General features: G+C 72.0%; 19 protein-coding genes. 14 read left to right on the forward strand and 5 right to left on the reverse strand.

The genetic code is table 11. The features are described 5' to 3' along the window. Window positions 1–70 precede the first annotated feature (70 nt). The 4 genes from CCN56_RS43850 to CCN56_RS10340 all read left to right on the forward strand — a co-directional run bounded on the left by CCN56_RS43850 (window position 71) and on the right by CCN56_RS10340 (window position 1631). Complete coding sequence (locus tag CCN56_RS43850) at window positions 71–388, forward strand: matrixin family metalloprotease (protein ID WP_086825750.1); 318 nt, start codon at window positions 71–73, stop codon at window positions 386–388. Further along, a complete protein-coding gene (locus CCN56_RS10330; protein WP_256961891.1) occupies window positions 385–921 on the forward strand; it encodes a hypothetical protein in 537 nt (178 codons plus the stop codon). The genes CCN56_RS43850 and CCN56_RS10330 overlap by 4 nt, the downstream gene beginning before the upstream one ends. A 99-nt stretch (window positions 922–1020) precedes the next feature. After that, window positions 1021–1242: a hypothetical protein gene (locus CCN56_RS10335; RefSeq protein ID WP_373412844.1), complete on the forward strand. Its 222-nt coding sequence runs from the start codon at window positions 1021–1023 to the stop codon at window positions 1240–1242. Next, window positions 1239–1631 (forward strand): PIN domain-containing protein, encoded by a 393-nt coding sequence (locus CCN56_RS10340; RefSeq protein WP_086825756.1) that lies wholly within the window; start codon window positions 1239–1241, stop codon window positions 1629–1631. The genes CCN56_RS10335 and CCN56_RS10340 overlap by 4 nt, the downstream gene beginning before the upstream one ends. Window positions 1632–1967: 336 nt before the next feature. Here CCN56_RS10340 and CCN56_RS10345 read toward each other — a convergent pair whose 3' ends face one another. Continuing rightward, on the reverse strand, window positions 1968–2183 hold the full coding sequence (locus tag CCN56_RS10345) for a hypothetical protein (RefSeq protein ID WP_086825758.1): 216 nt from the start codon (window positions 2181–2183) through the stop codon (window positions 1968–1970). 222 nt (window positions 2184–2405) lie between these two features. Then, window positions 2406–5510: a BTAD domain-containing putative transcriptional regulator gene (locus tag CCN56_RS10350; protein ID WP_256961892.1), complete on the reverse strand. Its 3105-nt coding sequence runs from the start codon at window positions 5508–5510 to the stop codon at window positions 2406–2408. A gap of 188 nt (window positions 5511–5698) precedes the next feature. On the opposite strand from CCN56_RS10350, the gene CCN56_RS10355 reads away from it, so the two are divergent. From CCN56_RS10355 to CCN56_RS10390, 8 genes are all read left to right on the forward strand, one after another. Beyond that, on the forward strand, window positions 5699–6916 hold the full coding sequence (locus CCN56_RS10355) for an amidohydrolase family protein (RefSeq protein WP_041129728.1): 1218 nt from the start codon (window positions 5699–5701) through the stop codon (window positions 6914–6916). A 194-nt stretch (window positions 6917–7110) separates the two neighbouring features. After that, on the forward strand, window positions 7111–8370 hold the full coding sequence (locus CCN56_RS44365; protein ID WP_256961893.1) for a hypothetical protein: 1260 nt from the start codon (window positions 7111–7113) through the stop codon (window positions 8368–8370). Window positions 8371–8569: 199 nt separating this feature from the next. Further along, window positions 8570–9487 (forward strand): LLM class F420-dependent oxidoreductase, encoded by a 918-nt coding sequence (locus tag CCN56_RS10365; protein ID WP_086825761.1) that lies wholly within the window; start codon window positions 8570–8572, stop codon window positions 9485–9487. Between the two features lie 11 nt (window positions 9488–9498). Continuing rightward, complete coding sequence (locus CCN56_RS10370; protein ID WP_086825763.1) at window positions 9499–10260, forward strand: SDR family NAD(P)-dependent oxidoreductase; 762 nt, start codon at window positions 9499–9501, stop codon at window positions 10258–10260. Between the two features lie 122 nt (window positions 10261–10382). Continuing rightward, window positions 10383–11507: an LLM class flavin-dependent oxidoreductase gene (locus CCN56_RS10375; RefSeq protein WP_086825765.1), complete on the forward strand. Its 1125-nt coding sequence runs from the start codon at window positions 10383–10385 to the stop codon at window positions 11505–11507. A 121-nt stretch (window positions 11508–11628) separates the two neighbouring features. Then, window positions 11629–13347 carry an amidohydrolase family protein gene (locus CCN56_RS10380; RefSeq protein WP_086825767.1) on the forward strand — a complete coding sequence of 573 codons (1719 nt, stop codon included), beginning with the start codon at window positions 11629–11631 and terminating at the stop codon, window positions 13345–13347. Further along, window positions 13344–14804, forward strand: coding sequence for an aldehyde dehydrogenase family protein (locus CCN56_RS10385; protein WP_086825769.1), 1461 nt, complete (start codon window positions 13344–13346; stop codon window positions 14802–14804). Before CCN56_RS10380 ends, CCN56_RS10385 begins: the two co-directional genes overlap by 4 nt. 238 nt (window positions 14805–15042) lie before the next feature. Next, window positions 15043–16614 (forward strand): APC family permease, encoded by a 1572-nt coding sequence (locus tag CCN56_RS10390; protein WP_086825771.1) that lies wholly within the window; start codon window positions 15043–15045, stop codon window positions 16612–16614. Window positions 16615–16708: 94 nt separating this feature from the next. On the opposite strand, the gene CCN56_RS10395 is transcribed toward CCN56_RS10390, so the two are convergent. Next, on the reverse strand, window positions 16709–16927 hold the full coding sequence (locus CCN56_RS10395) for a hypothetical protein (RefSeq protein WP_041129721.1): 219 nt from the start codon (window positions 16925–16927) through the stop codon (window positions 16709–16711). A 165-nt stretch (window positions 16928–17092) separates the two neighbouring features. On the opposite strand from CCN56_RS10395, the gene CCN56_RS10400 reads away from it, so the two are divergent. Then, window positions 17093–17566, forward strand: a complete 474-nt coding sequence (locus CCN56_RS10400) for a GNAT family N-acetyltransferase (RefSeq protein WP_086825773.1) — start codon at window positions 17093–17095, stop codon at window positions 17564–17566. On the opposite strand, the gene CCN56_RS10405 is transcribed toward CCN56_RS10400, so the two are convergent. Together CCN56_RS10405 and CCN56_RS10410 are read right to left on the reverse strand one after the other, a co-directional pair. Further along, complete coding sequence (locus CCN56_RS10405; protein ID WP_086825775.1) at window positions 17532–18002, reverse strand: carboxymuconolactone decarboxylase family protein; 471 nt, start codon at window positions 18000–18002, stop codon at window positions 17532–17534. The two genes, CCN56_RS10400 and CCN56_RS10405, sit on opposite strands and share 35 nt — an antisense overlap. Window positions 18003–18120: 118 nt before the next feature. After that, a complete protein-coding gene (locus CCN56_RS10410) occupies window positions 18121–18867 on the reverse strand; it encodes a GNAT family N-acetyltransferase (RefSeq protein WP_306300596.1) in 747 nt (248 codons plus the stop codon). Between the two features lie 96 nt (window positions 18868–18963). On the opposite strand from CCN56_RS10410, the gene CCN56_RS10415 reads away from it, so the two are divergent. Next, window positions 18964–19794: an LLM class F420-dependent oxidoreductase gene (locus tag CCN56_RS10415; RefSeq protein ID WP_086825779.1), complete on the forward strand. Its 831-nt coding sequence runs from the start codon at window positions 18964–18966 to the stop codon at window positions 19792–19794. Window positions 19795–19808 lie beyond the last annotated feature (14 nt).

Raw genomic sequence — 19808 nt, forward strand, 5'->3', positions numbered from 1 at the left:
GCGCTGGGAGGACGACAGCAAGTACAACGACCCGCTGACCTGGGCTCATCGCGTCTGGTCCCTCGGCCTGGTGAAGATCGCCCCCGACGACGCCGGAAGCATCAACGACCTGGAGTGGCGCGACTACTCGAAGGCGGACGGCCACGGAGGCTACTGGCAGGGCAAGCCGGGCGTCGACTACATCTACCTCAACTCGTACTACCTGGACGGCCGCTACAAGGACCGCGCCTCCCGTCGGCACGTCGCCGTCCACGAGCTCGGCCACGCCCTCGGGCTGTGCCACAAGCCGGACACCTGGGCCTCCGTGATGTGGACGAAGGTCCCCTCCAACCCGCCGACGGAACCGACGGACCGCGACGAGGCGAACTACCGCAAGCTCTGGAAGTGACCATGAACCGAACCCGGATCGCCGGTCTCGCCCTCGCCGGGACGCTCGTCCTCGGCGCCACCGGATGGGCCGCGACGGAGGCCTTCACGGCCCGCACGTCCCCCGTGCACGCCCTCTGCCTCCCGGACCTCTCCCACGACGAGTACGTACCGGCGGCGATGAGCCACCTCGCCTATGCCACCGTCGAATCGGCCGTCGGCTACGACCCCGACACCGACGGCGGCCCCGGCGGAATCCAGCGAGTCCGGCTCCGTGTCCTCCACCCCCTCAAGGGCGAGGTCCCGGCCACGCTCACCCTCGGCCAGGGCGTGGACGTCTCGCCGGAGGGCCATTACACGAGCCACGACCCGCAGTACCCCGTCCTCAGCCCCGGCCGCACGTACGTCGTCGGCTACACCCCGGACCCCGCGTACGGCGACGGCTACGCCCGCTACGCGAAGCAGGAGCCCGACTCGGCCGTCACCCGCTGGACGACGTACGTGGCCCGCGGCGTGGTGGCCCCGCTGGGGGAGGGGTGCGCCGAGGGTGCGTGAGCACCAGCGAGTTAACAGGTCATGTATTACACTCCCCTCATGGATGCGCCCCGCCCCGGCAAAACCCGAGTGACCAGCGTCTCCCTGAGGGCCGAGACCTTGGACGCGATTCGCGCCCGCGCAGGCAAGCAGGGTGTCTCCGCCTACATTGAGGAGGCCGTGCAGCGGCAGCTCCAGCGCGAGGCCGTCGACGAGTACGTTGCCGCCGCCGAAGCGGAGCACGGCCCCGTGGACCCGGCCGAGGTGGCGGCGAAGGCCGAGCGCATCCGCGCGTATCACGCGGCCCACCGGGGCGACGCCGCTCCGGCGGACGCCGCGTGAGCGGGACTCTCGTTCTCGACGGCGAGGCCCTCTCCAAGCTCTCCCGTCGTCACCGCGACATGACCGTCTGGCTGGACGTCGCCCGCAGCCTGGACCTGCTCCTCGTGACGAGCGCGGTCACGCTGGTGGAGGCCCGCGACCCGAAGGTGCCGCAGGCGGCGTTCGACCACGCCGTATCCCTGGCCAAGGTGCGCCCGGTCACGGAGGAGATCGCACGGGCGGCCGGCAGGCTGCTCGCCGCCGAAGGCCTGCACGGACACAAGTACGCCATCGACGCGATGGTCGCGGCTACGGCTCATGCGGAGCACGGCGACGTCACTGTCGTCACGAGCGACCCGGACGACCTGCGCCGGTTGTGCCACCCTCGCATCGCCGTCGAGCCGATCTGACCCCTGCGCCTTCGTGCGGATCTCGTCCATGACGACGGTGTGCTCGTTCGTTCCGGGGCGCGGACGGCGCCCGGCACTCGGCGATCAGGAGCGCGTCCCGCGAGGTGCCGATGAGCTGCCCGGCTCCGTGCATGCCGGAGGGGCCGGGCAGATGCCCGGCCCCTCCTTGTGCGGTGGTCCGATCGCGTTGCGCACGGGCCCTGCCCGGACGGCTCCCCCCTGGTGCCGTCGGGTGTCCCCCGAGCCCGTGTGCTCCCCCGTCGACCGGACCTCCCTTGGTTGGCCCCGGCAGCTCCCCCGAAGTCGCCGCCGCGGCCGTTCCCCGTCGGGAGTGGCTTAGTTGGCCGGCTCGGTCGTGATGTGGATGTTGTCGGTCGAGGCGGTGCCGGTGCCGGCGGTGGACGCCTCGTCAGCGCTCGCGACGTGGATGCCGATCTTCTCGGCGATCGCGGCGCCGTCCTCGCCGTCGGTGATGTGGATGTTCTTGGTGGTCACATCAGTGGTCTCGCCACCGGTGATGTGGATGTTGTTGGGGCTGACGGTGTCACTCACTGTGTGCAACCTCTCGCAGAATCGGGTGAGTCGGTGCTGAGGGGGCCGTCCGGCTGTTCCCCCGTGGACTGCCGGACGGACCCCTTCTGCAGGGCCGCTCACCCTAGTGCGTCCGAGTGAGGGCTTCCTGGGCGACCCGTCTGCCCCCCGACGCGACGGATCGACTGCTCCAGAGCATGTCGGACCGCGATAAACGAACGATGAACGCCCAGGCTAGGAGGATCAGGCAACCGCCGCCGGATTGAGCAGTACCCGTACAGCCTCGGCCTCAGGGGAGCCGAGGGAGTCGAAGACCTCCAGCGCATCGCGCCAGCAGACCTCGGCGCGCCCCGTCTGGCCGATGCCGGTGAGGGCACGGCCGAGGACGGTCAGGACGTTGCCCCGCCTCCACTCGCCGCCGATGCCGCGTAGGACGGTCAGGGCGAGTTCCGCGTTCGACGCGGCCTGCGCGTAGCGCCCTTCCGTGACCTCGGCCTCGGCGAGCCGGTACAGCGTCATCCCCTCCCAGAGCCGCTGGCGGCTGTCGCGGAAGACGGCGAGGGCCTCCTTGAGCCGCTCGGCGGCGGCACCGAACTGACCGCTCTGCGCCAGGGCCATGCCCAGTGCGTAGCGCCCATTGGCTCCCTTCAGGGCGTGCCCCAGGCCGTCGTACGTGTCCGTGCCCTGCTGAGCCAGGCGCACCGCGCTGTCCGTGCGTCCTGTGATCAGGTGGATGCGAGAAAGGTTGCACAGCGCGCTCGCCTCGCCGGCCAGGTCCTCGCAGCTGCGGAAGTGCTCGATGGCGCGGGCGAAGTGCTGCTCCGCATCGGCATGGTTGTTCTGGTAGAACGCCATGACGCCCAGGATGTTCGGCGCCCAGCACAGGGGCAGCGGGTCGTCCACCGAGGTGGCCAGCCGCATGGCGGTGTGGGCCTCCTCATCGGCCTGGGTGAAGCGTCCCGAGACGTGGTGGCCGTACGCGAGGGTGATGGAGGCCCGGCACTCGGCACGGGAGTCCCCCGCCCCGCTCGCCGCCTCCCGCAGCACCGTCGCCACCGCCTCGTACTCCTTCGAGTTCGCCCCCGACTCCGCCAGGTCAAGCGACGCCCACAGCAGGTCCACCCCCCGCCGCAGCGTCCCCGGCGTCGACGCCGACTGGCGGACCGTGGCCAGGAGGCAGTTCGCCTCCGCGTACAGCCAGTCCTGGGCCTCGTGGCGGTCCGTGAAGGTCAGGCCCTCGTAGGACGTGGGTTCCAGGTGGTCCACCAGGCGGTCGCCCGGGCGCTCGATCGCGTACACCCGCGCCGCCGTCGACAGGTAGAAGTCCAGGAGGCGGGAGAGCGCCGCCTCCTTCTCCGACGGCGGCTGTTCGTCGCGGTCCGCGCACGCACGCGCGTAGAGGCGGACCAGGTCGTGGTAGCGGTAGCGGCCGGGGGCCGCCGACTCCAGGAGGGACGTGTCCACCAGGGCCTCCAGGAGGTCCTCCGTGTCCCAGAGCGGGAGGTCGAGGACCGCCGCCGCTGCCGCCAGCGAGATGTCCGGGCCGTCCGCCAGGCCCAGGAGGCGGAAGGCGCGGGCCTGGGCCGGTTCCAGCTGGCCGTAGCCGAGTTCGAAGGTCGCCTTGACCGCCAGGTCGCCCGCCTGGAGCTCGTCCAGACGCCGCCGCTCGTCCGCCAGCTTCGCCGCCAGGACCGAGACCGTCCACGTGCGGCGGGCTGCCAGGCGGGACGCCGCGATGCGGATCGCCAGGGGGAGGAAGCCGCAGGCCGCCACCACGTCCAGGGCCGCTTCCCGCTCCGACTGCACCCGCTCCTCGCCGACGATCCTCGTGAAGAGTTGCAGCGCCTCCTCCGGGGACATCACGTCCAGGTCCACCAGATGCGCGCCCGCCAGGTCGACCATCCGGATGCGGCTCGTCACCAGGGCCGCGCAGCCCGCCGTACCCGGGAGCAGGGGGCGGATCTGGGCCGCGTCCCGGGCGTTGTCCAACAGGACCAGGACCCTGCGGCCGTCCAGCGTCGAGCGGTACAGTGCCGCCCGGTCCTCCAGCGCGTCCGGGATGGCCGAATCCGGTGTGCCCAGGGCTCGGAGGAAGGAGCCCAGGACCGTCTCCGGTGCGGCGGCGCGGTTGCCCGCGCCCTGGAGGTCCACGTACAGCTGCCCGTCCGGGAAGTGCGGCCGCGCCTCGTGGGCGACGTGCACCGCGAGCGTCGTCTTGCCTACGCCGCCGATGCCCGCCAGTGCCGAGACCGCCATGATGTGGCCCTCGGCGGTCGCGAGCCGCGCTCCCAGTTCCCGTACGAAGGAGGCGCGGCCCGTGAAGTCCGGGACCGTCGCCGGGAGCTGGGCCGGGCGGGCCATCGGTGCGGCGGCGGGCGCCGGTTCCTCCACCGGGCGGGCGAGTTCCGCGTCGGCCTGGAGGATGCGCTGCTGGAGCCGGGAGAGTTCCGGGGTCGGGTCCACTCCCAGTTCGTCGGCCAGGAGCCGGCGCGTGTCCGCGTACACCGCGAGCGCTTCCGCCTGTCGGCCGCTGCGGTAGAGCGCCAGCATGAGGAGTTCGCGCAGGCGCTCCCGCAGGGGGTGCGCCGCGGTGAGCGCGGTCAGTTCGGAGACGGCCTCCGCGTGCGCGCCGACCTCCAGGTCGATGTCGAGCCTCGTCTCCAGGAGCGTGAGGCGCCATTCCTCCAGGCGGGCCCGCTGCGTCTCGGCGTACGGGCCCGGTACGGACGCGAGGACCTCGCCGTCCCACAGGTCGAGCGCCTCCGCGAGCTTCGCCCGCGCGGCCGTCCGGTCCCCGGCCGCGCGCAGCTTGTCCGCCTCGGCGGCCAGCTCCTGGGCCTCCGTCACGTCGAGCGCGGTCGTCCGGAGCGCGTACCCGCCGGACTCGCTGACCAGGACCTTCGGGTCGAGGGCCTTGCGGAGCCGGGAGGCGTACGTGCGGACCGCGGCGAGCGCCTGGGAGGGCGGTTCCTCGCCCCAGAGCGCGTCGATCAGCTCGTGCGCGGTGGCGGTGCGGCCGCCGCGCAGGAGCAGCGCGGCGAGCAGGGCGCGCTGCTGCGGGGAGCCGGTGGGGACGGGTTCGCCGTCCCGCCAGGCGCGGACGGGGCCGAGCACGCCGAAGCGGAGCCCGCCGGCGACGTCCCCGTTCGTGCCGGTGCCGGTGCCCGTGTCGACGCCAGTGCCAGCGCCGGTACCAGTGCCGGTGTCGGCCTGTACGTGAGCGCCCGTGCCGGCCCGCACGTCAGCGCCCGCGCTCGTGTCGGTGCCCGTCTCCTCGCGCACCGGGGCCTTCGGGCCCATCCTCGGAGCCCGCTGCACCGGAACTCGCGGCCCGTTCTCACGGTCCATCGCTCCCCCTGCCCCTACCGCTGGTTTCGCCCAGGACAGTCTGCCTTGTCCGGAGGAGGTCCGTCAGCATCGGGTCGGCCGTTGTGTAGCCGTTGTGCGGCCGCGCCCCGGCCGTATCCCGGCCGTAGCCCGGGCGTTCTGAGCCCTGATAGCTGACGGTTCGTCAGATCAGCGCTACCGTGAAAACCATGGAGACCTTCCCGAAGATCATCTCGGTGGACGACCACACCGTGGAGCCCCCGCACGTCTGGCGGGACCGGCTCCCGTCCCGGTACCGCGACACCGGCCCCCGGATCGTCCGCGCCCCCCTCAAGGAAATGACCTTCCTCGGCGGCAAGTTCGCCCCGGTCATGGGTGCCAAGGGGGACGACGGGCCGATCGGCGACTGGTGGGTGTACGAGGATCTGCACAGGCCCCTCACACGCCTCGACACCGCCGTCGGCTACGACCGGGACGAGATACGCCTCGAAGTCATCACGTACGAGCAGATGCGCCCGGGCTCGTACGACGTCGCCGCCCGCCTCGCCGACATGGACGTCAACCACGTCCAGTCCGCGCTCTGCTTCCCCACCTTCCCCCGCTTCTGCGGCCAGACCTTCACCGAGGCCTCCGACCGCGAGCTCGGGCTCCTCTGCGTCCGCGCCTACAACGACTGGATGGTCGAGGAGTGGTGCGGCCCCGAGGCGCACGGGCGGCTCGTCCCGCTCACCCTCATCCCGCTCTGGGACCCCGAGCTCGCCGCCGCCGAGGTCCGCCGCAACGCCGCGCGCGGGGTCCGGGCCGTCGCCTTCTCCGAGATCCCGCCGCACCTCGGGCTTCCCTCGGTCCACACCGACCACTGGGACCCCTTCTTCCGCGCCTGCGACGAGACCGGCACGGTCATCGCCATGCACATCGGCTCCTCCAGCCGCATGCCCTCCACCTCCGCCGACGCCCCGCCGGCCGTCGGCTCCACCATCACCTTCGCGAACTGCTGCTTCTCGATGGTCGACTGGCTGATGAGCGGCAAGTTCGAGCGCTTCCCGAACCTGCGGATCATGTACGCCGAGGGCCAGATCGGCTGGATCCCGTACATCCTGGAGCGCGCCGACGTCGTCTGGGAGGAGAACCGCGCCTGGGGCGGCGTCGCCGACAAGGTCACGCGTCCGCCGTCCGAGCTCTTCGCGGGCCACGTCTTCGGCTGCTTCTTCGACGACGCCTTCGGGCTCCGCAACCTCGACGCGATCGGGGCGGGGAACGTCCTGTACGAGACCGACTACCCGCACTCGGACTCCACCTGGCCCAAGTCGAAGGAGGTCGGCGAGGCGCAGATGGGGCACCTGCCCGGGGACGTCGTCGAGCGGATCGTGCGCGGCAATGCGATCGAGCTGCTCGGGCTGTCGCCCGAGGGCCTCTGGCGGCCGTAGTCCCGCGACCGCGGCCGGGTCCTCGGGGAGGGGGTCCGGCCGTTTGTCGCCCTATCGGCTCAACCGGGCCGCCCCCTGATGGCGGAGCGTCATGGATTGCGTGCAAATGGTAGTCAAGTGTGCGTTTCTTGCACATCACGAGACAGCCATGGTGGGCGTCCCCTCCGGGGGTGTCCACGAACGGAGCCTGTGACATGACCACCGACCTCCCGCACATACATCCGGCGGACGACGACATCGAACCGACCGCAGAGCCCCGCCCGGTTCCGTCCCGCCAGCCGGTTGTCTCCTCGTCTCCCTCGTCCCCCTCGTCCTCGTCCTCCCCGTCCTCCCCGGCACTCGACGTGTCTTCCTTCCCCGACCGGTCGGCGGCGCCCCCCGCCGTGTCGGCGGCTCCGGCCGTGACGGTGCTCCCGGCCGACCCGGAGTCGCAGACCGCCTCGGAGCCGCGGGCGGCTTCGGAGTCGCAGACCGCCTCGGAGTCGGAGACCGTCTCGGAGCCGCAGACCGTTTCGGAGGCCTCGGAACCCCCCGCCGCCTCGGAGGCCCCGGCCGACCCGCAGTCGCACACCACCCCCGAGCCGTCCGTCCACGACGAGTCCGGTGACGAAGCGGTCCGCACGCTCCTGGAGACGGCGGCGACCGAGCGGCCCGTGGAGGAGGTCGCCACGCTGGTGGCCCGTCTCCAGGAGACCGGCGAGCTCTCCAGTCCCGCGGACGTGGCGCTCCGCGCGGCGGCCGTCACCCGCCCGCTGGGCGAGGTGCGCCAACTGCTCGCGCTGCTCAACGAGTCCGGATACGACCTTCATCAGGCCGAGACCACGCTGCGCGCCGCGGCGGTGGGCCGGCCGGTCGAGGACGTGGTCCAGCTCGTCGGCATCCTGGGCGCCGACAGCAGCGACTGGCAGTCCGCCGGGGGCGGCGGCGCGCCGCAGAAGGCCGAACCCGCGGGAGCCGCACCGGCCGCCAGGGCCCGGAAACGGGGCGCCTCCAAGGGGCGGAAGTCCGCCCTGGACGGCGCGCTGGCCGCGGGGCCCGGCAGTCACGTCGCCGCCTCTCCCGCGCTGCGGTCGGTACTGCGCTGGCCGGCCGCGCTCGCGCTGTTCGCCTGCGGCCTCATCCACATGCCGACGGACCTCTCGGGCCTGCGCTCGGGCGGTGACGCGCAGGCGCTGTCCGTGGTCGTCACCGTGCTCTGCCTGGCGTGCGCGGTGTGGCTCGCGGCCCGGGACACCCTGATCGCCTGGGCGGCTGCCGCAGGTGTCGCCGTCTTCGTCATCGCGCTCCACGGAGTCGCGGGTGCCCGCGGCGGTGACCTGCTGAGCGGCAGCCTCGGCACCACCTTCGCCTGGGCGAAGGCGCTGGCGCTCCTGAGCGCCGTGGCCATCGTCTGCCTGGCCGGCACGGCCGTGGTGCGCCATGCGAGGGCGGCCGGCGCGGCGGACAGCACCTGACCCCACCGGAGCACGAAACCCCACCGGAACACGAAGGACGAAGGCCGTCCCCAGCCCCCGCTCGGGCAGCTCCGCGCTGCCCGAGCGGGGGCGTGTCGGCCCCCACGCGTCGCCCCCTACCCCTTGCCTGATGGATCGTCAGGTACGAGCATGGGCCTGCTCGTAGAAGTGACGATCCGTCAGATGCGGGGGTTTTCCCATGGTGGTCTACGGCATGCAGCTGCCGGTCCAGTCGCAGAGCACCCTCTACGCCGAACCCTGGGAGGCGGCCGCCGGCCCGGCGGATCTGCTCGCCGTCGCCCGCGCCGCCGACGACCACGGCTTCGACTACCTCGCGAGCTGCGACCACGTCGCCATCCCGCGCCGGCTCGCCGGGCCGATGAGCACCGTCTGGTACGACCCGGTGGCCACGCTCTCCTTCCTCGCCGCCGCCACCGAGCGGGTCCGGCTCCTCTCGCACGTCGCCGTCGTCGGCCTGCGCCATCCGCTCGTCACGGCCAAGGCGTACGCGACGCTCGACCACCTCTCCGGCGGCCGCCTGGTCCTCGGGGTCGGCGCCGGGCACGTCCAGGAGGAGTTCGAGGCGCTCGGCGTGGACTTCGCCCGCCGGGGCGCCGTGCTCGACGAGACGGTCGACGCGCTGCGGGCGGCCCTCGGGCCCGAGGAGTATCCGGAGCACCTGGGGGAGCGGTTCGCCTTCAAGGACCTCGGGCAGCTGCCCCGGCCCGCGCAGGAGCGGGTCCCGCTCTGGGTGGGCGGCTCCTCGCCGGCCGCCGTGCGCCGGGCCGCCCTCAAGGGCGACGGCTGGCTGCCGCAGGGCGACCCGCGCGACAGGCTCGGCGCCCAGATCCAGAAGCTGCTGCGGCTCCGTACCGAGGCCGGGATCGCCGAGCCGATCACCGTCGGCGCGATCACCGAGGCGCTGTACGTCGGCGCTCCCGGCTGGGAGGTCGGCCGCCGCACCCTGAGCGGCCGGCCCGAGGAGCTCGCCGCCTCCCTGCGTGCGTACGGGGAGATGGGCGTGCACCAGATCCAGGTCCGGTTCCGCTCCCGGAGCCGTGCCGAACTCATCGACCAGATGGCGGCCTTCGGCACGGAGGTCGCCCCCCATCTCTAGGGAGTGCGGACATGGGAAAGCTCGACGGGCGGGTCGTCCTCGTCACCGGTGCGGCGCGCGGGCAGGGCGAGCAGGAGGCCCGGCTGTTCGCCGCCGAGGGCGCGAGGGTCGTCCTCGCGGACGTCCTCGACGGCCCCGGGGAGGCGCTCGCGAAGGAGCTGGGCGAGGACCGGGCCGCGTACGTCCACCTGGACGTGACGAGCGAGGACGGCTGGGCGGCGGCCGTGGCGGCGGCCAAGGAGCGGTTCGGGAAGATCGACGGCCTCGTCAACAACGCGGGGATCCTCCGCTTCAACGAGCTCGTCTCGACGCCGCTCGACGAGTTCCGGGCGATCGTCTCCGTCAACCAGACCGGCTGCTTCCTCGGCATCCGCACGGTCGCGCCCGAGATCGCGGCGGCCGGCGGCGGGACGATCGTCAACACCGCCTCGTACACGGGAGTCACCGGCATGGCCGGGGTCGGCGCCTACGCGGCGAGCAAGCACGCCGTCCTCGGTCTCACCCGGGTCGCCGCCCTGGAGCTGGCGGGGAAGGGGATCCGGGTGAACGCCGTCTGCCCCGGGGCGATCGACACCCCCATGAGCAACCCGGAGGGCGTCGACCCGGCGGCCACCGCCGAGCTGTACCGCAAGCTCGTGCCGCTCGGCCGGATCGGCCGGCCGGAGGAGGTGGCGGCCCTCGCGCTCTTCCTGACCGGGGAGGACTCGGCGTACATCACGGGCCAGCCGTTCGTGATCGACGGCGGCTGGCTGGCGGGCGTGAGCCTCTTCTGACGAGGTCCGACGCCGCCTGACGCTTCATCAGGTATTGACGCACCTGCGGCGCGGTGCGAGAGTCGAGCACATCAAAGAATCTGACGGATCGTCAGAAACGAAATCAGGGGCGGTGAACTTCCTTGGAATTCGGGATCTTCGTGCAGGGATACGTCGGCAAGCGCGCCGAGACCGATCCCGAAGCCGAGCACAAAGCCCTCATGGAGGAGACCGAGTACGTCATCCAGGCCGACAGGTCCGGCTTCAAGTACGCCTGGGCCTCCGAGCACCACTTCCTGGAGGAGTACTCGCACCTCTCCGCCAACGACGTCTACCTGGGCTACCTCGCGCACGCGACGGACCGCATCCACCTGGGTTCGGGCATCTTCAACCCGCTGGCCCCGGTCAACCACCCGGTGAAGGTCGCCGAGAAGGTCGCCATGCTCGACCACCTCTCCGGCGGCCGCTTCGAGTTCGGCTCCGGGCGCGGGGCGGGCTCCCACGAGATCCTCGGGTTCATGCCGGGCATCACCGACATGAACCACACGAAGGAGATCTGGGAGGAGACCATCGCCGAGTTCCCCAAGATGTGGCTCCAGGAGGAGTACGTCGGCTTCCAGGGCAAGCACTGGTCGCTGCCGCCCCGCAAGGTCCTCCCCAAGCCGTACGGGAAGTCCCACCCGGCCATGTGGTACGCGGCCGGCTCCCCGTCCTCGTACGCCATGGCCGGGAAGATGGGCCTCGGCGTCCTCGGCTTCAGCGTCCAGAAGGTCTCCGACATGGAGTGGGTCGTCGAGTCCTACAAGAACGCGATCAAGGAGGCCAAGGCGGTCGGCGCCTTCGTCAACGACAACGTCATGGTGACGTCGACGGCGATCTGCGCGGAGACCCACGAGAAGGCCGTCGAGATCGCGGTCGGCGGAGGTCTCAACTACCTCCAGTCCCTCCTCTTCCGCTACCACGACACCTTCCCGCGGCCCGAGGGCATCCCCGAGTGGCCCGAGCTCCTCCCCGAGTACTCGGCGGAGATCATCGAACTCCTCATCCAGGAGGAGCTGATGATCTGCGGCGACCCGAGCGAGGTCCTGGCGCAGTGCAAGCGGTGGGAGCAGGCCGGGGCCGACCAGCTGTCCTTCGGCCTCCCGATCGGGATCTCCTACGAGGACACGATGAACTCGATCAAGCTGATCGGGGAGCACGTGATCCCGAAGATCGACACGGACCCGGTCCACCGGACGACGCGCATGCGGCAGGCGTCGGGGAACTGACCCCACCCACGAGCGCGGAGCGGTGTCTTCCCGGACCGCCGCCCCGTACCGGCCCCGGCCGGGGCCCCGCGGCGGCCCCGGTCCGGGGCACACCCGCGTCCACGGACAGAAAGGGACCGTCATGCTCGACCACCTGATCAAGGGCGCCACCGTCGTGGACGGCACCGGCGCCCCCGGCCGCATCGCCGACGTCGGCATACGCGACGGCCGGATCGTCTTCCCCGAGGCCGGGGAAACGGCGCGCACCACCGAGGACGCCACCGGCCTCGTCCTCGCGCCCGGCTTCGTCGACCCGCACACCCACTACGACGCCCAGCTCTTCTGGGACCCGTACGCCACCCCCTCCATGAACCACGGCGTCACCACCGTCGCCGGCGGCAACTGCGGCTTCACCCTGGCTCCGCTCCGGCAGGAGGACGCCGACTACACGCGCCGCATGATGTCGAAGGTCGAGGGCATGGCCCTCAAGGCCCTGGAGGAGGGCGTCGACTGGAGCTGGTCGTCCTTCGCCGAGTACCTGGACGCCCTCGACGGCCGGATCGCCGTCAACGCCGGCTTCATGGTCGGCCACTGCGCCCTGCGCCGGTACGTGATGGGCGCGGACGCGGTCGGCGGGCAGCCCACGGAAGAGCAGCTGCGGCAGATGGTGGGTCTCCTCAAGGAGGCCATGGACGCCGGTGCCTGGGGGCTCTCCACCACCCAGTCCTCCACCCACTCCGACGGCGACGGCGCCCCCGTCGCCTCCCGGCACGCCGGCCCCGCCGAGCTGATCGCCCTGTCGAAGGCCGTCGGCGAGCACGAGGGGACGCAGATCGAGGCGATCCTCGCCGGGTGCCTCGACCAGTTCTCCGACGACGAGATCGAGCTGTTCGTCGAGATGACGGTCGCCGCCGGACGGCCCCTCAACTGGAACGTCCTCACCATCGACGCCGCCGTCCCCGAACGCGTCCCGCGCCAGCTCACCGCCTCCGAGCGGGCCCGCAAGTCCGGCGGCCGGATCGTCGCCCTCACGATGCCGATCCTCACCCCCATGAACATGTCCCTCGGGACCTTCTGCGCGCTCAACCTCATCCCGGGATGGGGCGAGATCCTCGGCCTTCCCGTGCCCGAGCGGATCGCCAGGCTCCGCGACCCGGACGTGCGGGCCGAGATGCTGCGGCGCGCGGACTCCAAGGAGGCCGGGGTCTTCCGGCGGCTCGCGCACTTCGGCCGGTACGTCATAGGGGACACGTACAGCCGCGAGAACGAGGGCCTGACCGGACGCGTCGTGAAGGACATCGCGGCCGAGCGCGGCCAGGACCCCTTCCAGGCCCTCGTCGAGATCTGCGCCAACGACGACCTGCGGACCGTCCTGTGGCCGATGCCCAGCGACAACGACCCGGCCTCCTGGGCCCTGCGCGCCGAGACCTGGCAGCACGAGGACGTCCTGCTCGGCGGCTCGGACGCGGGCGCGCACCTGGACCGGATGTGCGGCGCCCCCTACACCACCCGCTTCCTCGGCGACTGCCTGCGCGGCCGGAGGCTGGTCCCCCTGGAGCGCGCGGTGCAGATGCTGAGCGACGACCCGGCCCGGCTCTTCGGGCTCCGCGAGCGCGGCCGGATCGCGGAGGGCTTCCACGCCGACCTGGTCCTCTTCGACCCGGAGCGGATCGACGCGGGCCCGGCGACCCTCGTGCACGACCTGCCGGGGGACAGCCCGCGCCTCGACTCGCGCGCGGTGGGGATCGTGTCGGTGCGGGTCAACGGCGTGGAGACGGTACGGGACGACGAGGTGACCGGCGCGGTACCGGGGAAGGTGCTGCGCTCGGGCCAGGACACGAGGACGGTGAGCACGCGATGACCACCCGGATCGAGCGCCTCTACATAGGGGGAGAGTGGGTCGAGCCCGACGGCGGGCACTACGAGGTGATCGATCCGGCCTCGGAGGAGGTCGTCGGCCTCGCGCCCGAGGCCTCCCGGGCCCAGGTGTACGAGGCGGCCGCCGCCGCCCGCGAGGCCTTCGCGACCTGGTCCCGTACGAGACCGGAGGAGCGGGCCGCGATCCTCGACCGGGCCGCGGACCTGATGGCCCGGGACGCCGAGGAGAACGTCCTGCTCGCCCGGGCCGAGACCGGCGCGACCACCGGCACCGCGCGCGGGATGCAGGTCGCCGTCGGCTCCTCCCGTTTCCGGCGGTACGCGCGCGGGGCCATGGAACCGGTCGAGCAGGCGCTGCCCCCGCAGATCAACGAGGCCGGGCCGATGGGGAGGGCCGGGGTGTTCGGCGCGGTGGCGGTACGGCGCCCGGTCGGCGTCGTCACCTGCATCACCTCGTACAACAACCCCTGGGCCAACCCGGCCGGCAAGATCGCCCCGGCGCTCGCCATGGGCAACACGGTCGTGGTGAAGCCGGCCCCGCAGGACCCGCTCTCCGTGTACGCGATGACCCGGGCCCTGGCGGAGGCCGGGGTCCCGGCGGGCGTCGTGAACGTCGTCACCGGCTCCGCGCAGGCGGTCGGCGAGGCGGCCGTCGACTCCCCGGACGTCGACATGGTCTCCTTCACCGGCTCCACGGCCGTCGGCCAGGCGATCGGCGAGGTCTGCGGCCGCTCGCTCAAGCGGCAGCTGATGGAGCTGGGCGGGAAGGGGGCCGCGCTCGTCTTCGACGACGCCGACCTGGACTCGGCGGTGATGGGGATCGGGACGACCTTCGCCTTCTACAGCGGACAGATCTGCACCGCCCCGACCCGGGTGCTCGCCCAGCGCGGGATCTACGAGCGGCTCGTCGAGAAGCTGACCGGCTACCTCGCCTTCATGAAGGTGGGGGACCCGGCGGAGAAGGGGACGGTCGTCGGCCCGGTGATCTCGGCGGCGCACCGCGACCGGGTGGAGTCGTACATCGAGCTCGGGAGGAAGGAAGGGGCGCGGGTCGTCGCGGGGGGCGAGCGTCCGGACTTCGCCAAGGGCTTCTACGTGGCCCCGACGCTGCTCGCGGACTGCACCAACGAGATGCGGGTGGTGCGGGAGGAGATCTTCGGCCCGGTCGTGGTGGTCGTGCCCTTCGACGACGAGGAGGAGGGGATCGCGCTCGCGAACGACAGCGACTACGGACTGATCGACTACGTGTGGTCCGGTGACGTGGCCCGCGCCTTCCGCGTCGCGGCCCGGCTGCGGGCCGGCGGGGTGGGCGTGAACACGATCGGCCGGAACATGGAGGCGCCGTTCGGCGGCTTCAAGAAGAGCGGTGTCGGACGGGACGTGGGCTCGTACGCGCTGCACGCGTACAGCGAGCTGCAGGCGGTCGTCTGGCCGGGGTGAGAACCGTCTCCAAATTTCCACGGGAAATTTTTGAAACGGACATTTGGGGCATGGCTGCGGTTCCCGCATATCGGACACTCGCCACCGGACCTGTCGGATGGTCGGCTCGGCCGGTTGGTCGATCTTTCAATCATCGGTGAGTGTCCGATTCGACCCCTGCAATACAAGGTCATGATCGATCAAATGAGCGGAGTCCGATCCTCCGGATATGGAAACCGCAGCATTTAACGTCAAGTTCATGACTCAGGTGGACGTACGGCAGCAGGCCGGAGACACGGTAAGGGGCACCGACGCCCCGGGCGACGCCTCCGGCGTGCGCACCAAGGGCCTCGGCGGCGACTCCGTGGGCCTCCTCGGCAGCGCCGTCATCGGCATCTCGACCGTCGCCCCCGTCTACTGCCTGACCTCCACGCTCGGCTCCACCGCCGGCGAGGTCGGACTGCAGATGCCCGCCGTCTTCCTCGCGGGCTTCCTGCCGATGCTGCTCGTCGCGTTCGCGTACCGCGAGCTCAACAAGCGCATGCCCGACTGCGGCACCTCCTTCACCTGGACCGTGAAGGCCTTCGGCCCCAAGGTCGGCTGGATGTGCGGCTGGGGCCTGGTCATCGCGACGATCATCGTGCTGTCCAACCTGGCCGGCGTCGCGACCTCGTACTTCTGGCTGCTCGCCGGCGAGATCAGCGGCAACCCCTCGATCGCCGCCCTGGACGACAACAAGGCCGTCCACATCCTCACCTGCCTCACCCTGATCGCCGCCGCGACCGCGATCAGCTACCGCGGCATGACCGCCACCAAGGGCGTGCAGTACACCCTGGTCGGCCTCCAGCTGGCCGTCCTCGCGGTCTTCGTCGTCATGGCCTTCTCCAAGGCCGGCTCGGTCGACTTCCCGACCGGGGCGAGCTTCTCCTGGTCCTGGCTGAACCCCTTCTCCGTCGGCTCCTTCGCGGCCTTCACCGCCGGCCTCTCGCTGTCGATCTTCATGTACTGGGGCTGGGACACCTGCCTCACGGCCAACGAGGAGACCGTCGACAGCGACAAGACCCCGGGCCGCGCCGCGCTCATCTCGATGGTCGTCCTGGTCGGCTCCTACCTGGCCACCGGCGTCGCCGCCCAGATGGTCGTCGGCTCCGGCGACAAGGGCCTCGGCCTCGCCAACCCGGAGACCTCCGACAACGTCTTCGCCGCCCTCGCGGGCCCGGTCATGGGCCCCGTCCTCGGCATCGCGCTCTTCGTCGCCGTCCTCGCCTCCGCCGCCGCGAGCCTGCAGACCACCTTCATCCCGGTCGCCCGCACGGTCCTCGCCATGTCCAGCTACGAGGCGCTGCCGCCGTCCTTCGCCAAGGTCCACCCCGTCTTCAAGGTCCCCGGCAAGGCCACGATCGTCGCCGGCGTCGCGACCGGCGTCTTCTACACCGTGATGACCCTGGTCAGCGAGAACGTCCTGGTCGACACCATCTACGCGCTCGGCCTGATGATCTGCTTCTACTACGCGCTGACGGCCTTCGCCTGCGTCTGGTTCTTCCGCGCCGAGCTCTTCTCCTCCGCGCGCGACCTCGCCTTCAAGGGCGTCATCCCGTTCCTCGGCGGCCTGATGCTCACCGCCGTCTTCGGCAAGACGCTCTACGACATGTGGGACCCGGCGTACGGCTCCGGCTCCTCGGTCCTCGGCGTCGGCTCGGTCTTCGTGATCGGCGTCGGGCTGCTGCTCCTCGGCGTGGTGATCATGCTGGTCATGCAGCGGAAGAGCCCCGCGTTCTTCCGCGGCGAGATCCTCACGAAGGAGACCCCGTCGCTGGTGGTCGCGGACTGACATCGGTCACCGGCCGACGCCCTGCTGAGGCGTCCCGAAAACGCGAAGGCGGCGGCCCGTGGGGGGTCCGCCGCCTTCGTCGCGTTCGTACGGCTCAGTGATGCCCGGGGAGCAGGCGCTCCACCGCCGCGTTGGCCGGCGGCAGGTCGGGGGTGTGGGCCGGCTTCGCCTTGGGGGTCAGGACGCCGCTGAGCGGGACGACCGAGGGAAGGTTCAGGCCGCCGGTATCGGCGGCCGCGGTCCCGGCGGCGGCGCCGGCGGCACCCGCGGCGGCGAAGACGGTCAGGGCGGCTGCGGTGAGGATCCTCTTCATGCCCGTCGTAACGCGGACGGCGCGGGTCCGGTTACGACCGTCCGGTGACGACCGCCAGTGACGACGGTGACGACGGTGACGACCACCAGGTTTTGCCGGGCCGCCCCGGCGTGCAGCCGCGCGTGCGGGACGGGGAGGGCACGGGGGGCTCCTTAGGATGCGTACATGTATCGGGAAACGAACTGGGCGCTGCGGCCGGGCCGTGCGGAGGACGTCGAGGCGATGGCCGAGCTGCGGGCCGAGGTCATGCGCGAGGACCTGGTGCGCCTCGGCCGCTACGACGAGCACCGGGTGCGCCAGCGGCTGCGGGACGGCTTCTCGCCGGCGCACACCTCGGTGATCGAACTGGACGGCGCGCTCGCCGGATGCGTGACGGTGCGCCCGTACGAGGAGGGCGAGGGCCTCTACCTCGAACACTTCTACCTGGCCCCCGAGACCCGGGGCCGGGGCCTCGGGACGGCGGTGCTGCGCGAACTCCTGGCCCGGGCGGACGAGGCCTCGCTCCAGGTCCGCCTCGTGGTGCTCCAGGGCAGCGCGGCCCGCCGCCTCTACGAGCGGGAGGGGTTCACGTTCGAGTCGGAGGACCCGGTGGACGTGCTGATGGTCAGAAACCCACGCCGGCCGGCTGCCGGACGGTGACGTTGAGCCGGTTGAAGAGGTTGGTGACGGCGACCATCAGCACGATCGCGGCGAGCTGCTTCTCGTCGAAGTGGTCGGCGGCCGCGTCCCACACCTCGTCCGGCACCGCGTCCGAGGCGTCGGCGAGCCGGGTCGCCGCCTCGGCGAGGGCGAGGGCCGCCCGCTCCTCCTCGGAGAAGTACGGTGCCTCGCGCCAGGCCGCGACGGCGAACAGCTTCTCGTCGCTGACGCCGTTCTTCCTGGCGCTCTTGGCGCCGTAGTCGACGCAGAAGCCGCAGTTGTTGATCTGGCTGGCCCGCAGGTGCACCAGCTCCAGGATCGACTCGTCGACCCCGCCCTGCCGGGTGGCCTTGAGCAGGTTCTGGATCGCCGGACCGGCGTCGGCCAGGACGTGGGCGGGGTTGGTCATACGGGCCTGGGGCGTGTGCGTCGCCATGGTGATCGCTCCTCGGTGTCGGCGTCTCGTGCGCTGCTTTCACTGCACTGACGGACCGCGCGCCGAGAATGTGACACGGCCGGAGAACTTTCTTCGAAGAGAGTTCTCCGGTCTCCTTCTACTCCTCGGCCTCCGCGATGAGGGCGGTCGCGACGGTACGGAAGCCGAGCCGGCCGTAGAGGCGGGCCACGCCCGCGTCCGAGGCGGTCAGGAACACGAGCTCCGTCCCGTGGGCGCGGGCGTCCGCGACCAGGGCGGCCGTGACCGCGAGCCCGAGGCCCCGGCGCCGGGCCGCCGGGACGGTGCCGACGCCGACGACCTCGGAGACGGCCCCGACGGGCTGGTGCTGACCGGCGGAGAGGGCGGTCCCGCCGGCGTCCAGGGCGGCCGCGAGCCGGGTCAGCCCGGCCGTGATCCGGTCCGCGATCCGCGCGGAGGTGCCGGGCTGCGGTTCCGCGCCGAAGGCGGCGTACGGGGCGGCGACGGAGCTCTCCAGGGCGGAGTCGTCCGCGCCCACGAGCCGTACGGTGACGCCCTCGGGCTCCGGTACGGCGAGCGGTTCGCCCTCCAGGACCATCAGGGGGTGCTCGTGCACGGTGAGCCCGGTCGCCTCCACCGCGGCCCGCAGCCCCGGTGTCGTCTCGGCGACCCACTCGAAGGCCTCGGGCACGCCCAGCTCCCGCTGCCGGGCCCGCACCTTCTCCACGGCCGCGGCGGACACCTCGCCCTCGTGCCCGAGCGCCGGGCGGGCGTAGTAGGGCCAGCCCTGCCCCTCCTGTACGAACAGGGTCAGGGGCCCGAACGCCTCGGCGCGGGCGGAGGAACGGGGGACGGCGTCGTAGTACGCCTCGATTCGGTTCAGCACCGGGCCATCCAAACAGGCGGGCCGCGGAAGCACCTGCGGATTTCCGGTGTTGCCGCAGACCTCGGAAATCCGCGCCCCACCCCCTACCGTGCGGTTATGCGGATCTCGACCACGATCTTCCTGACCGACGAGACCATCGGCCCGGTGCGGCTCGCCCGCGAGCTGGAGCAGCGCGGCTTCGCGGGGCTCTACCTCCCCGAGCACACCCACATCCCCGTCTCCCGCGAGACGCCCTACCCGGCGGGCGGGGAGCTGCCCCGGGAGTACGCGCGGACGCTCGACCCGTTCGTGGCCCTGGGGCAGGCGGCGGCGGTCACCGAGCGCCTCGGCCTCGGCACCGGCATCACCCTGGTCGCCCAGCACGATCCGATCGTGCTCGCCAAGCAGGTCGCCACGCTCGACCACCTCTCCGGGGGCCGGTTCACACTGGGCGTGGGCTTCGGCTGGAACCGGGAGGAGGCCGCGGACCACGGCGTCGACTGGTCCACCCGCCGGGAGCTCGGCCGCGACCGGCTGGACCTGATGCGGGCGCTTTGGGCGCCGGAGCCGACGGCGTACGAAGGGGAGTACGGCGACTCCGTACGCGCCTCGGAGGTCTGGCCCAAGCCGGCGGGCGGCGCTCCGCGCGTCCTGCTGGGCGGGGCGGCGGGCCCGAAGCTCTTCGCGCAGATCGCGGCGCAGACCGACGGCTGGATGCCGATCGGCGGCCGCGGCCTGACGGAGTCCCTCCCGGTCCTGCGGGAGGCCTGGGAGAAGGCCGGCCGCGCCCCGGACGCCCTCCAGCTCGTCCCGTACGCGGTCCTCCCGAACCCCGGCAAGCTGGCCCACTACGAGGAACTGGGCTGCGAGGAGGTCGTCCTCCAGCTGCCGCCGGGCGACGAGGCGGAGGTCCTGGGCGTCCTGGACGCGTACGCGCGGTACCTCTGAGGCGGCGGGGGTCC

Source organism: Streptomyces sp. NRRL B-24572 (genome assembly GCF_002156145.1).
Lineage (GTDB): Bacteria > Actinomycetota > Actinomycetes > Streptomycetales > Streptomycetaceae > Streptomyces > Streptomyces vietnamensis.

Bases quoted from the DNA above. Each gene is read 5' to 3' on its own strand.
- CCN56_RS10350 (WP_256961892.1), bottom strand. From the start codon at position 5,510: ATGGACCGTGAGAACGGGCCGCGAGTTCCGGTGCAGCGGGCTCCGAGG.
- CCN56_RS10355 (WP_041129728.1), top strand. From the start codon at position 5,699: ATGGAGACCTTCCCGAAGATCATCTCGGTGGACGACCACACCGTGGAG.
- CCN56_RS44365 (WP_256961893.1), top strand. From the start codon at position 7,111: ATGACCACCGACCTCCCGCACATACATCCGGCGGACGACGACATCGAA.
- CCN56_RS10365 (WP_086825761.1), top strand. From the start codon at position 8,570: ATGGTGGTCTACGGCATGCAGCTGCCGGTCCAGTCGCAGAGCACCCTC.
- CCN56_RS10370 (WP_086825763.1), top strand. From the start codon at position 9,499: ATGGGAAAGCTCGACGGGCGGGTCGTCCTCGTCACCGGTGCGGCGCGC.
- CCN56_RS10380 (WP_086825767.1), top strand. From the start codon at position 11,629: ATGCTCGACCACCTGATCAAGGGCGCCACCGTCGTGGACGGCACCGGC.
- CCN56_RS10385 (WP_086825769.1), top strand. From the start codon at position 13,344: ATGACCACCCGGATCGAGCGCCTCTACATAGGGGGAGAGTGGGTCGAG.
- CCN56_RS10390 (WP_086825771.1), top strand. From the start codon at position 15,043: ATGACTCAGGTGGACGTACGGCAGCAGGCCGGAGACACGGTAAGGGGC.
- CCN56_RS10395 (WP_041129721.1), bottom strand. From the start codon at position 16,927: ATGAAGAGGATCCTCACCGCAGCCGCCCTGACCGTCTTCGCCGCCGCG.
- CCN56_RS10400 (WP_086825773.1), top strand. From the start codon at position 17,093: ATGTATCGGGAAACGAACTGGGCGCTGCGGCCGGGCCGTGCGGAGGAC.
- CCN56_RS10405 (WP_086825775.1), bottom strand. From the start codon at position 18,002: ATGGCGACGCACACGCCCCAGGCCCGTATGACCAACCCCGCCCACGTC.
- CCN56_RS10415 (WP_086825779.1), top strand. From the start codon at position 18,964: ATGCGGATCTCGACCACGATCTTCCTGACCGACGAGACCATCGGCCCG.